We start from the raw sequence: 12,530 nt of genomic DNA, 5'->3' as shown, positions 1-12,530 counted from the left end.
GAATTAGAAACGAAAACATATTGCTCGCACCCATATTGACGAAGAATTTACGGAAAACACGTATGGCCAACAAATTTAAGCCAATCCAAGCAGCACAAGCCTTTAATTCAAAAAAAGATACAAAAAGAAATACAAAAACAGGAACGAAAACAAAAGCGTTTAGCGTAAAAGCATTAGGCTTCGTTGTGGTAACGCTACTCGCGCTAGGTGCTGGTATTTTCACTTATCAGTCGCAGCGCAGTGATTTCGAAACAGTGAGTGGCCAAGGTTACCAATGGAGCGAATTACAAGGGCAGTGGACCGTAATCAATTACTTTGCGCCCTGGTGTGCGCCGTGCTTACGCGAAATGCCCGAGCTAAACGCGTTTAGTAAAAACCTGCCTGAGGACACGTTAATTTTTGCGATAAACTACGATAGGCAAACATCCACACAGATTACTGAAATGGCAAATAAATACACCATTGAAGTGCCTATTATTTTTGCATCTGAAAATACAGTGCTTCCCATGGAGAAGCCACCGTATCTACCAGCAACATTCATAGTAGGCCCAGAGGGAAAAGTCGTCGATACCATCATGGGTGAAGTATCAGAGCAAGAGTTGCGAGAGCGAATTCAACAGTTGAAGACTGCGGCCAATAAAGCCGCATAGGTTCGTAATTAAAGCCGCTCTAATCGGTCCTCTTGATCTCTAAACTGCTTAATGCGAGCTCGTATGCGTTGCTTTTGTAAATGATTGTCGCCGGCAAAATTGTAGGCATATTGCAGTTCATCTACTGCTCTGTTGTAGGCTCCATAAAGCGCATACACTTCCGCTTTACTTTGATGCATCTGAGAGAAGCGTTTCGCTTTTTGATATGCTTCGCTCATCATTTGATAAGCCACCTGATAATCTTTCTTTACTAGCAAGAAGTCTTTAAGCAGTATAATAGCATCGTCGTATTTTTGGGCGCTTATAAGTGCATTCGCTTGATTCAGCGCCAACACTTGGTTTCGCGGGTTATGCGTAACGTGAGGCTTGAGCATTTCTACCGCTTTTAACGGTTCGCCAAGGGCGATATATATGTCCGTTGCTGCATCGAGATAGAAAAGGTTGGTTGGGTCTTTTTCCAAAAGCTCGTCTAAAATCTTCTGGGCTTTCTTGTTCTCTTCGTTTCGCATATAAGCCAGAGTGAGCCCATACAGAGAAGCTTCTCTGCTTCGCTGCGCTTGTTGCTCAACGGCGGCCTGATAATATTCGAGTGAATAATCTGCATCGAAAGAGTAGCGTGACTTTATTCGCGCCTTTGCTAATTCAAACTGCTTGTTAATCGGCAAATAGCGTCTTGGATAGTCATTAGCGCGGTTTCTAGCGTCAGCAATACGCGTTTCAGTTAGAGGGTGAGTTAACAACCTAGCTGGCGGTCGTGACACCATTCTATATTCTTCTGCCATGGTCGAGAAAAAGCTCGCCGCACCTTTGGGATCAAACCCCGCTCTGGCTAGCATGGCAATTCCAATTCGGTCGGCTTCTTGCTCGTTAGACCTTGTATAATCTATTTGCAACTGCGCTGAGGCTGCCGAACCTGCCTGCATCGCTGCCATGCCTGCTTGAGGGTTCGCAATTGCAATAAGCACACCACCTATCAGTGAGGCTAGGGCCAGCGGGGAAGCCCGCTTTTGTGCTTGCATTCTTCGCGCAATGTGACGCTGGGTAACGTGAGATATTTCATGGGCAAGCACCGAGGCAAGTTCACTCTCATTGTCTGCTCGTCGCATCAATCCAGCGTGAACACCAATATGACCGCCAAAGAAAGCAAATGCGTTAATGGCATCGTTATTAACCCAAAAAAATTGGAAGGGGAATTTGGCATTATCTGCATGCACTACTAGGCGATTACCTAAATCCTGCAAATATTCATCTAATACAGGATCGGCGATAATTGGACTTTGGCCGCGCATTTGACGCATGACTGCGTCGCCAATGATCATCTCTTTGTCAAGAGAAATGGCGTCTGACGCTACCACTCCTATCTCGGGTAACGTATTTCTGTTGCTGTATTTCATATCTTGGGCAACAGCAGATAAGCTGAGGATAAGAGCGCAAGAAAGAATAATAAACGGCGCAGATGATTTTTTTCTCATGAACCTACAAGTGTACCAATGTTGTTTACTGTTTTGTTAGAACCATAAGTGGTTAAACAGTTTCATTTTTCTTAGAATATTTCACTAATAGTTGCGGCTATCATTGTGCACCATGCTTTACGTTATTGCTACATGTGCAATTCAGAACAAGCTGCTCGATAACCGTCTAGCTTAAACGCTTTCTTCGATTGAAAGTCATTTACTTACAGTTTTGTACGCAAGTAATGCCATACCAGTTTGATTTAGAAAGATTCTTATCTACTACTTATTGCTAACTCGCCATCTGATAAACTATTATGCGTGTCCTATTCTTTGTATTTTCTGGATATTGATATGATTAGCGTGTTTGGTCGATGGTACCGCCGCAAATTTTCCGATCCCGATGCAGCAATGCTGCTTATCTTAATTTTACTTAGCACCGCGGTTCTATTGCTGTGGGGCGAATTGATCATGCCTGTTTTGGTAGCGGCGGTTATCGCGTATCTTCTCGACTGGCCTGTGACCAGATTAATAAAGTTGGGAGTAGGAAGGGGGATAGCATGCGGCGTTGTGCTTCTTGGGTTTATTACGATCACTATTCTTACGCTAATAGGCCTTGTACCTATTATTTCTAAACAAAGTGTTAACCTTATCCAGGAGACGCCACTTATCTGGCAAAAAGCCCAAGAGTGGATTTTAACATTACCAGACAAATATCCTGACTACGTTCAGGTTTACCAAATTCATCAAATGATGGAAGGGTTAAACGACAAGCTAGTTGAAGTGGGAGAAACGCTTATTTCCGTGTCGTTTAGCAACATTGCTAATGTGGCTGCACTACTGGTTTACATGGTGCTTGTACCCCTAATGATATTTTTCATGTTAAAAGACAAAATGTTCTTTTTAGACAGCATCTCTCGATTGCTTCCAAAAGAGCGGCGGCTAATTACCCAGGTAGGTCACGAAATGAACTCTCAAATTGCCAATTATATTCGGGGTAAGGTCATTGAGATTGTCATCGTAGGTGTGATTAGCTGCGCGACGTTTGTTCTAATGGATTTGCGTTACGCTATCTTGTTAGGCGTTCTTGTGGGGCTTTCTGTGTTAATTCCTTACATCGGCGCTGCAGTGGTTACCATACCGGTCGCCATTGTTGCTATGTTTCAGTGGGGCATTAGCCCTGAGTTTTGGTATCTCATGCTAGCTTACGGCGTTATACAAGGCTTAGATGGCAATCTACTGGTGCCACTTTTGTTCTCTGAAGCAGTGAGTTTGCACCCCCTTTACATCATTATTGCTGTTTTGGTATTCGGCGGTTTGTGGGGGTTCTGGGGCGTGTTTTTTGCAATTCCACTTGCAACCCTAGTCAAGGCAGTGATAACCGCGTGGTCCAGTAACCCCGTAAAAGAGACGCCAGAAGTCGCATAAAAGAGAAGCACTGGTACAAAAAAAGCCCCTGAATTAAGGGGCTTCTTCATTTTGGCGATTTAACATTCGAAACAGGCGAGTTTTAAATTCGCCGCATTCCTCTTGTTTTACACTACGGGCTTTCGCTGTAAGCAATTAGCCATTGTTTAAGTAGTCTAGCACCACGATATGGTGGTCTTTCGTTTTGAATTTATTGAAGACGTGTTCAACTGTACCTTCTTCATTGATTAAAAACGTTAATCTATGTATGCCGTCGTATTCTTTGCCCATAAATTTCTTAAGACCCCACACTCCAAAATCATCTGCCACAGCGTGATCTTCGTCCGATAATAAGGTGAAGTTCAGACTCTCTTTCTCGATAAATTTCGGCAGGCGTTTTACTGCATCAGGACTAATACCTAATACCACAACGTTTTTCGCTTCAAGTTCGCTTTGGATATCACGAAGTCCTTGAGCCTGCACCGTGCATCCTGGCGTCATCGCTTTTGGATAAAAATAAACCAAGACCTTTTTACCTGCGAAGTCAGTCAATGCAACGGTTTCGCCATTTTGGTCTAAAAGAGAGAACTGTGGTGCTTTATCACCAGCTTGTAGTGTTTTCATTAGGATCCTTTTTCTGTTTGTCTACCACTTTGCCCGTAACATTTAACGAAGCAAATAGGGTCATTAGATCAGATTCTAGTTGTTCAAAGCTTTCTGATGTGGGAATAGACACCACAAATTTACACTGCATAACGTTATGGTCTGACTCTTGGTACGTTCGCTGCCTAAACGCACTAATGATGGCATCGCGATCGGCAAAAAAGCCAGTAACCGACTGAATGAGTCCCGCCGCGTCTTGGCCACTAAATTCAACATTGAGCAGATTAGCAAGATTTTGTTTTTCGTGGTGACTTGTCCGCTTCATCATCGATAACAAATCTAGACGTTGGATAACCGCGGGTAAGGTGCATTCAGCCTTTGTGATGGCGCTTTGGCTTCCCTCAATAATCATAGTGAGAGAAAACTCCCTCCCATAGACTGCTTGTCGACTATCGAGAATATTGCACTGGGCCTGCGAAACTGCGGTGGCTATTTCGCTTAGAATGCCGCTCTTATCTGTACCTAAAAGTGTAACGATTAGTTGGTGTTTAGACATCAAATTCACTTTAAACCTAGCAATGGCGGGATGTTAGCATAGAGTTTTTTGTTAAGTTAGTGCCTTTTTGGCGTCATTGCATAAGTTATTGTCAAATTCTTGTCTATTTACCCGCGCAACTGCTTGTGTTTGCGCACTGAGATAATTAACATGTGCGCTCACATTTTGCGGAGAGATTATGTTTACTGGTAGTTACGTCGCACTCGTCACACCCATGTTCGAAAATGGCGATATAGATTATAAGTCTTTAGAGAAACTCATTAAGTTTCATATAGAACAAGGAACCCACGGGATTGTTTCAGTTGGAACAACCGGTGAATCAGCGACACTTCCCTTTGACGAACACGTAAATGTGGTTAAAGAAACGGTAGCGATGGCGTCTGGTGCTATCCCCATTATTGCTGGAAGCGGAGCAAACTCCACCGCAGAAGCTATTTTTCTTACAGAACAACTTGGCGCAGTCGGTGTTGACGGCTTCTTAAGTGTGGTTCCGTATTATAACAAACCTCAACAAAGGGGCATGGTGGCGCATTTCAATGCGATTGCCGATGCGAGCGAACAGCCCGTTATTCTCTATAATGTGCCAGGCAGAACGGTTGCCGATATGTTGCCTGAAACTGTCGCTGAACTTGCCGTACACAAAAATATCGTGGGCTTGAAAGATGCCACAGGCGATATATCTCGCTTAAAAGAAACTCTGCCTTTAGTTCCCTCAGATTTTGTTATTTTAAGTGGTGACGATGGCACGAGCAGTCAATTTATGTGTGAAGGTGGGCACGGCGTTATTTCCGTAACCGCCAACATTACACCTAAGGCTATTTCACAAATGTGTGAGGCTGCGCTTAATAAAGATTTCGATAAATGCCGTGACATTGATAAAACAATCGAACTGCTTCACAGCGAACTGTTTATCGAGCCAAACCCTGTCATGCCTAAGTGGGCATTATACAAAATGGGCATGGTGGAAAGCGCAGTTATGCGTTTACCAATGGTATTGCCGGAACTATCAAGCCAAAAACGTATCGAAGAACTATTACAAAAATACGCATTGATTTCTGGTTAATTAAGGAACACAGATGAATAAAACGCTGGCTATAGCAAGTTCAGTAGCAATTGTTGCACTTGCGGGTTGTACAAGCCAAATAGATAGAAAGACTGCGTCAGGCAGTTACAAATATCTAGAAACGGAAAAACAAGAAGAACTCAAAATACCATCCGATTTAGACAAACCGGCTTTTTCTCGTGAGTTTGCGCTTCCTGAACTAGGCGAGGGTGCTAACGAAGATCTAGTAGGTCAAACATTGCCAGTGCAATCACCTGCGTTGGTTCTACCGCTAGTGACGGGCTCTCACGTTGAAGAGGGAACCAGTACCGCTACGATTTGGTTTGACCAAGTTGATGACAGTCAACCATTAAGTGAAGCTATTTGGAATTCATTACTGAGCTACCTTGATGAAAACGGCATCGGCGTTGATTCATTCGACCCTGAGGCGCGTGTACTTATCACCGACTGGATGGTAGTGAAGGAAGATGTAGATGGACCTTGGTACAGCATCGTTGATGACGAAAGCGAAATCGGTCGTAGGTTCGAGTTTAACCTGAGCGTTAAACCACACGGGCGAAGCGCTGCACTTAGCGTAGACCTAAAAGACTATATGAAGTCTATCGGTAATGACGTTACAGCACAGGTGACTGAGTTAGATGAACGCCGTGAAGAAGTGAGTGTTCTTAACCAAGTTGTTGGCCATTACGAATATCAAATTCGCTTAGAACAGACCCGTCGTATAGCGCGCATTCGCAAGGGTATTCAAACCGAAATGGGCTTTAACGCCGATGGCGAGCCTGCTTACGTGGTTGAGTCTCAATACGATATTGTGTGGCCACGTATGTTACTTGTATTGCGCAAACTTGGTTTTAACGTCAAAGACTTAGACAAATCTAACGGTCTGCTGTTTGTAACCTATAGCGGTCCAGAAGGCGACTGGTGGAATGATTTATTTTCAAGCGATGATAAGTTACTCGAAAAGGGTGATTATCGTTTGAAAGTGGCAAAAGCAGGTGACTCGAGAACGTCCGTAACCTTTATGGATAATGAGAGTACCCCGTTTGAAGCCAATCAGGTTTCCGACCTTTACGATGCATTTGCTGAGGTCATGTCAGAAGATAATCTTGATATATAACTGAGACTGAGAATGGAAAAACGCGACGAGCTTTACCGCGGTAAAGCAAAAACGGTTTATTACACCGATGACAGCGAAAAGCTGATATTGCACTTTCGAAACGATACATCAGCGTTTGACGGTGAAAAAATTGAGCAGCTTGACCGCAAAGGCGAAGTGAACAACAAGTTTAATCATTTTATTATGAATAAGCTTGAGGATGCTGGCATTGCTACGCAAGTAGAAGCCCTTGTATCTGATACCGAATCGCTGGTCAAAAAACTCGATATGATTCCGGTTGAATGCGTCGTGAGAAACCTCTCAGCGGGCTCTCTTGTGCGCCGACTTGGCGTTGAAGAAGGCCAAACGCTTAACCCACCCATTTTTGAGTTTTTCCTAAAAGATGATGCGCTCCACGACCCAATGGTAAATGACTTTCATATCATTTCTTTTGGTTGGGCTACGCAGTCGCAGATTAGCGAAATGAAAGCTCTCACATTCAAAGTTAACAACGTGCTTAAGGCATTGTTTGATAACGCCGGCATGCTGTTAGTAGACTACAAACTCGAGTTTGGTGTGGACAGCGACGGTAACATTGTCTTGGGTGATGAGTTTACGCCTGATGGCTGCCGTTTGTGGGACAAAGAAACCCGCAAAAAAATGGATAAAGACAGATTCAGACAAGGCTTAGGCTCGGTAGTAGAAACCTACATCGAAGTGGCCGAGCGTTTGGGATTATCTTTGTAGTAGCTTATAGTTGTAGTAGCTTATCGTCATATAATTCAGCAAAGAGGACCTGTCATGGTCCTCTTTTTGTTTTTAAATGGCGATAAGAGTAGTGTCTGCGGCACTAGTAATTAATGAATAGGCATTCACTGAGACTGCCTTTACGGAGAGTGTATTTTGTTTAAATCGGTGCTGCTCGTTATTGCCGCGATGGTCGCCTTTGCTGCAAATTCATTGCTGTGCCGTATGGCGTTAGTTAATACGAATATTGATCCCAGCTCTTTTACCATTATCCGGCTGTTAAGTGGCGCAGTTAGTCTTCTTGTTCTTTCAATAGTGTTCTATGTTTCTCAATCACGGTCGCAAGAGTCAGAAAGGCTCATCGCTATGATGAAGCAAAATGCGAGTGTTGCTGGAGGCATCGCGTTATTTGTTTATGCACTGTGTTTTTCATTTGCCTATATTTCAATGGCAACAGGAACAGGGGCACTGTTACTTTTTGGTACAGTTCAAGTAACTATGATCGCAGTAGGTCTTATTAAAGGGGAGAGGTTTACATTGTCACAGTGGCTTGGCTTTTCCTTTGCAATAATCGGTTTAGTCATATTGCTGCTGCCAAGTAGCAGCGCGCCCTCAATGCTTTCCGCTATCTTAATGATACTAGCTGGGTTTGCATGGGGAGCGTATTCTTTGATTGGAAAAAGCGCAATGTCACCAATAGTAGCAAGTGCAGGGAATTTTGTGATAGCTTCAGCGCTTTGTGTGCCTCTTGCTGCAGTTGTGCTTCTAACGGGAGCTAAAATCAATATAGATCCCACAGGCAGCTTATACGCGCTTGCATCAGGCATGCTCGCATCTGGCGCAGGTTACGCTATTTGGTATGCGTCCTTACCCTCAATAAAATCTACCACCGCCGCTACTGTTCAATTAAGTGTCCCTATCATTGCAACATTTATGGGGTGGGCTATTTTAAAAGAATCACTTAACATCACTATCATAGTGGCGTCACTTGCTACCTTAGGCGGAATATTGTTGGTGATAAGGCAAAGAAATTAGCATCGACGTGTCACGTCTCATCTCTTTAGCTGCAGAAGTAAGCTGCGAGTAATAATGGGCACAATCTGACTATTTCAGGCGATAAATCATAATAAATTGAACAAATGAGCGATTTTAGCACCAATTTATGTTGCTCTGTGTTAGGTTCATATGCGAGTTCAACTATATTTTCACTCAGGATGTGAGTTAGCTGTGTGGGTAAGCAGGCCCGCCTTTTTCAATACGGACGTTCATCAATCACAGTATCGTTTAAGATATCTAAAATAGCACTATTAAGTAGCGTTAGGAGAGATTTTGATCAGCCCAGCATTGCCGCCGAACGAACAAAAGCGAATGGAAGCGCTGCGCAAGTTAAACATATTGGATACCTCTCCAGAAGAACGTTTCGATAGAATTACGCGTTTGGCCGCGCAATTATTTTCCTGTGAATTTGCGACCGTTTCTCTAATAGACTCAACACGACAATGGTTTAAATCGAAAGTTAACCTTGATGTTGATGAAACATCACGAGATATCGCTTTTTGTGCCCATGCTATTTTAGAAACCGATGCGTTGATTGTACAAGATACCCATAAAGACAAACGCTTTTCTTCAAACCCCCTTGTGGTAGAAGACCCTTACATACGCTTTTATGCGGGGATAAAACTTATGGTTGACGGGCAGGCCGTGGGAACCATCTGTGTATTTGATACCACTCCCAGAGCCTTCTCTGCCCAGCAGCTTACATCGCTCAAGGATTTGGGCAGTTTGGTTGAACTTGAGTTAGAGCGCACTGACCTTAGTGTGATGTCACAGGAACTCGGTACAAAACATCAAGAGCTTGTTGAATCGCAAAAATTGCTGCGAGTTCGCAGTGCTATTCTCGAAAAAGTGGTTAACACGGAGCCGCTCTCTTTTGTACTTGACGATATCGTCGCTGCCGTTGAAAAAGAATATAAGAACCAGCTTTGTAGCATACTGTTATTAGATGGTACTCAGTTGCGATTAGGCGCAGCTCCCTCATTACCAGGTTTTTACAACGATTTGATAGATGGCGTTGAGATTGGTCTTGGACAGGGCGCGTGTGGCACTGCGGCTTTTCTTAATGAAAGAGTTATTACAGACGATTTAACTACCCATAGTTACTGGGCGTCTTGGCGTTATGCGGCAAAACAGGCTAACTTGGGAGCGTGTTGGTCGCAACCTATCTGCGGTGCAGATGGAAAAGTACTGGGTACCTTTGCCATTTATCACAAAGAAGCGGGCGTGCCATCAGATGAAGACATAACCCGTATTGAATACTTTGCCCATGTCGCAAGTATTGCCATTGAGCGGGAAAGGGCGGATGAAATAATTTGGCGACAGGCTAACTACGATAGTTTAACCGGTTTGGCCAACCGCCACCTTATGGAGGACAACCTGTCACATGCATTAAGTTCTGCCGACCGACTATCCACGAAAGTCGCCGTGATGTTTCTCGATTTAGATCATTTCAAAGACATAAACGATACTATGGGGCATGGCGTCGGCGACGAATTACTCGTTCAGTGTGCCCGCCGTATTGAGCGTTGTGTCAGGCAAAACGATAATGTTGCTCGCTTAGGCGGCGATGAGTTCGTCATCATCATCAATAATTTGCACGATGTTAAAAATGTTGAGCGAGTCACACATGATTTACTGTCGTCACTGTCTAAACCACTGACCATCGAAAATGAGGTGATTCACACCAGTGCCAGTATTGGTATAACGCTCTATCCCGATGATGCGCAAGATGTAAGCAGCCTGCTTAAAAATGCCGACCAAGCCATGTTTCGCGTTAAGGCAAGTGGTAGAAATAGCTATGAGTTTTACACGGAGAGCATGCGCGAGGCGGCTGTTAAAAGGTTGGGCCTGCTCAATGATTTGCGCTATGCCACCCAAAACGATGAGTTTTTTATTGAATACCAACCTATTGTGGCTTTAGACAGCGGCGACATTCATAAGGGTGAAGCGCTAATTAGGTGGAATCATCCTAAACGGGGACTAATCAGGCCCGATGATTTTATTCCACTAGCTGAAGAATCAGGTTTGATCATTGAAATAAGCAACTGGGTTTTTTCTCAGGTATGCGACGATATAAATCGCTGGAGAGAGGCTTATTGTAAAGACTTGCAGTTAAGCATTAATACATCAGCGAGCCACTATTTTAGTTCAGAGCCCAATATTATGGAGTGGATGACTGCACTATTGAAGACCAACACGCCATCAAGTGCTTTGTTAATTGAAATTACCGAAAGCTTGCTAATGGACGCTGATGAAAAAGTCTCACAAAAGCTATTTCAGTTCCGTCAGGCCGGGGTAAGCATTGCGCTTGATGACTTTGGTACTGGGTTCTCCTCCATTTCCTATCTAAAGAAATTCCCGACGGATTATATTAAGATAGACAGAAGCTTCGTTAATTCGATGACAGAAGTTAGCAACGACAAAATTCTTTGCGAGGCCATTATTGTTATGGCGAAAAAACTAGGTATTCAAGTAGTTGCAGAGGGCATTGAAACAAGTGAGCAGCTCAACATATTAAAGAATATGGGGTGTGAATACGGTCAAGGCTATTACTTTTCAAAACCAGTCAGTAAGTCGCAATTCGAATCTATACTCATGAATCAAAGCGAAGAAAAAAAGTCTTAGTGCTTAGCTAATCATAAAAAGAATAGGCATTGCATTGTCCTCGTTTAATGCTAACAGGTCATATATTATCATTCAGTCTCGTTGAATAGGTTTTAACGTCATCTGAAGTGAGCGATGAGCTTAACCCGCGAATTCGAGCCTAGGTCGCCTCCATAGCGCTCGCTGTTGTCTGTTTAAGACCTTGAGTTCAATCAATGACCAGCCGTTTCTAATTAGGGTTGTGTCTTGAGGAATGAAAGAAATATTCTATTTATCGATCTGTGATTATAACGTGAGCCGAGACTGAATGAAGTCTAGGAAAGCGGATATCCGAGACGAAACTGCGCTATTTTTATAGTACACCGCTTGAACCGATTCCCGTCGGTTCGGGCTTATAATGTCGTCGCTAAATAAATCGACAAGCGTGCCCGCGCTAAGGTCTTTATGCACCATAAAGTGAGACAGTAATGCAATACCTTGGCCTGCTAAGCATAGCTGACGAATGGTTTCACCGCTTGAGGCGTGAAGACTGTACTGCAAATTGATATCTTGTTTGAGTGGCCACTTATTTAAACTTGGTGCGTCGCTAAAACCAATCAGTTTGTGGTTGTTAAGCGTGCTAATGTCCCCCTCGTCGTCAGATAAAGGGTATTTCTCAAGATACTGTGGGCTTGCCACAATATGCAGCTTACTTTTTCCTAAGCGCCTAGCGTGCAAATTCGAATCAGTTAAATCACCAATACGTATCGCTATATCTGTCTTGTGTTTCAATAGGTCGATAATGCTATCGTGACTAGTCATGTCCAGAGTGATATCTGGAAATGCTTCGCTAAACTCGCCCACCAATGGCGCAAGCTGGTGCAAGACGAATGGGCTTGCCGCATCTACACGAAGTTTTCCTGAAGGAGTACGCTTTAAAAGTCTCAGTGCCTCTTCGCCTTTTTCTAACACGTTTAAGCCGTCTCTTGCGTATCGCAACAAGAGCGCGCCTTCTTCGGTTAGCTCTAAACGCCTGGTAGTGCGATTTAATAGGGTTACCTCTAATGCACCTTCAAGCCGCGTTACCGCTCGACTCACTTTCGCTACTTGCTGATTGAGCAAGTTAGCCGCACTGGAAAAGCTACCTGTATCTATCACGGTTAAAAACGCTTCTAAGTCTTCAGTTTTTGATGAAACTGGCATCACACACCTTATATTTTCAAATTTCACAAAAATATTTTGTCATTAGTGCGGTTTTTTGCAAATAAATTTATCGTCAAACTGAACGCACTTAATAAATGACTCCCAAAAAGACGAT

Annotated in this window: 11 protein-coding genes; 7 read left to right on the top strand and 4 right to left on the bottom strand. The window is 43.6% G+C overall.

Annotation, left to right across the window (positions count from 1 at the left end; all coding sequences use genetic code 11):
* The first annotated feature begins 62 nt into the window (after positions 1-62).
* Positions 63-650, top strand: a complete 588-nt coding sequence (locus GTQ48_RS09270; protein ID WP_163106418.1) for a TlpA family protein disulfide reductase — start codon at positions 63-65, stop codon at positions 648-650.
* A gap of 8 nt (positions 651-658) precedes the next feature.
* Here GTQ48_RS09270 and bepA read toward each other — a convergent pair whose 3' ends face one another.
* Positions 659-2,122, bottom strand: a complete 1,464-nt coding sequence (bepA, locus tag GTQ48_RS09265) for a beta-barrel assembly-enhancing protease (RefSeq protein ID WP_163106417.1) — start codon at positions 2,120-2,122, stop codon at positions 659-661.
* A 333-nt stretch (positions 2,123-2,455) separates the two neighbouring features.
* Between bepA and GTQ48_RS09260 the strand changes: the two genes are divergently transcribed.
* On the top strand, positions 2,456-3,529 hold the full coding sequence (locus GTQ48_RS09260; RefSeq protein ID WP_032096452.1) for an AI-2E family transporter: 1,074 nt from the start codon (positions 2,456-2,458) through the stop codon (positions 3,527-3,529).
* 135 nt (positions 3,530-3,664) lie between these two features.
* Here the strand turns inward: GTQ48_RS09260 and bcp are convergent, their stop codons facing one another.
* Both bcp and GTQ48_RS09250 read right to left on the bottom strand, forming a co-directional pair.
* Entirely contained in the window at positions 3,665-4,132 is a 468-nt protein-coding gene (gene bcp / locus GTQ48_RS09255) for a thioredoxin-dependent thiol peroxidase (protein WP_163106416.1), read from the bottom strand.
* Complete coding sequence (locus tag GTQ48_RS09250; RefSeq protein WP_163106415.1) at positions 4,110-4,667, bottom strand: glycine cleavage system transcriptional repressor; 558 nt, start codon at positions 4,665-4,667, stop codon at positions 4,110-4,112. The genes bcp and GTQ48_RS09250 overlap by 23 nt, the downstream gene beginning before the upstream one ends.
* A gap of 178 nt (positions 4,668-4,845) precedes the next feature.
* Between GTQ48_RS09250 and dapA the strand changes: the two genes are divergently transcribed.
* The 5 genes from dapA (at position 4,846) to GTQ48_RS09225 (ending at position 11,254) form a co-directional block, all read left to right on the top strand.
* Positions 4,846-5,730 carry a 4-hydroxy-tetrahydrodipicolinate synthase gene (gene dapA / locus GTQ48_RS09245; protein ID WP_163106414.1) on the top strand — a complete coding sequence of 295 codons (885 nt, stop codon included), beginning with the start codon at positions 4,846-4,848 and terminating at the stop codon, positions 5,728-5,730.
* Between the two features lie 13 nt (positions 5,731-5,743).
* On the top strand, positions 5,744-6,847 hold the full coding sequence (bamC, locus tag GTQ48_RS09240; protein WP_163106413.1) for an outer membrane protein assembly factor BamC: 1,104 nt from the start codon (positions 5,744-5,746) through the stop codon (positions 6,845-6,847).
* Between the two features lie 12 nt (positions 6,848-6,859).
* On the top strand, positions 6,860-7,573 hold the full coding sequence (purC, locus tag GTQ48_RS09235; RefSeq protein ID WP_163106412.1) for a phosphoribosylaminoimidazolesuccinocarboxamide synthase: 714 nt from the start codon (positions 6,860-6,862) through the stop codon (positions 7,571-7,573).
* Between the two features lie 156 nt (positions 7,574-7,729).
* Positions 7,730-8,608: a DMT family transporter gene (locus GTQ48_RS09230; protein WP_163106411.1), complete on the top strand. Its 879-nt coding sequence runs from the start codon at positions 7,730-7,732 to the stop codon at positions 8,606-8,608.
* A gap of 294 nt (positions 8,609-8,902) precedes the next feature.
* Positions 8,903-11,254 carry a sensor domain-containing phosphodiesterase gene (locus GTQ48_RS09225; protein WP_239060054.1) on the top strand — a complete coding sequence of 784 codons (2,352 nt, stop codon included), beginning with the start codon at positions 8,903-8,905 and terminating at the stop codon, positions 11,252-11,254.
* A 264-nt stretch (positions 11,255-11,518) separates the two neighbouring features.
* Here GTQ48_RS09225 and GTQ48_RS09220 read toward each other — a convergent pair whose 3' ends face one another.
* Entirely contained in the window at positions 11,519-12,415 is an 897-nt protein-coding gene (locus GTQ48_RS09220) for a LysR family transcriptional regulator (RefSeq protein ID WP_163106410.1), read from the bottom strand.
* Between the last annotated feature and the right edge of the window lie 115 nt (positions 12,416-12,530).

Source organism: Alteromonas genovensis (assembly GCF_010500895.1).
In the GTDB taxonomy this organism is placed as follows: domain Bacteria; phylum Pseudomonadota; class Gammaproteobacteria; order Enterobacterales; family Alteromonadaceae; genus Alteromonas; species Alteromonas genovensis.
Note: the sequence above shows the minus strand (reverse complement) of the source record. Positions and strands in the feature narration are given on the sequence as shown.

Excerpts from the sequence above, each read along its gene's own strand:
- bamC (WP_163106413.1), top strand. The coding sequence starts at position 5,744 with ATGAATAAAACGCTGGCTATAGCAAGTTCAGTAGCAATTGTTGCACTT.
- GTQ48_RS09220 (WP_163106410.1), bottom strand. The coding sequence starts at position 12,415 with ATGCCAGTTTCATCAAAAACTGAAGACTTAGAAGCGTTTTTAACCGTG.
- bcp (WP_163106416.1), bottom strand. The coding sequence starts at position 4,132 with ATGAAAACACTACAAGCTGGTGATAAAGCACCACAGTTCTCTCTTTTA.
- purC (WP_163106412.1), top strand. The coding sequence starts at position 6,860 with ATGGAAAAACGCGACGAGCTTTACCGCGGTAAAGCAAAAACGGTTTAT.
- GTQ48_RS09250 (WP_163106415.1), bottom strand. The coding sequence starts at position 4,667 with ATGTCTAAACACCAACTAATCGTTACACTTTTAGGTACAGATAAGAGC.
- dapA (WP_163106414.1), top strand. The coding sequence starts at position 4,846 with ATGTTTACTGGTAGTTACGTCGCACTCGTCACACCCATGTTCGAAAAT.
- GTQ48_RS09260 (WP_032096452.1), top strand. The coding sequence starts at position 2,456 with ATGATTAGCGTGTTTGGTCGATGGTACCGCCGCAAATTTTCCGATCCC.
- bepA (WP_163106417.1), bottom strand. The coding sequence starts at position 2,122 with ATGAGAAAAAAATCATCTGCGCCGTTTATTATTCTTTCTTGCGCTCTT.
- GTQ48_RS09270 (WP_163106418.1), top strand. The coding sequence starts at position 63 with ATGGCCAACAAATTTAAGCCAATCCAAGCAGCACAAGCCTTTAATTCA.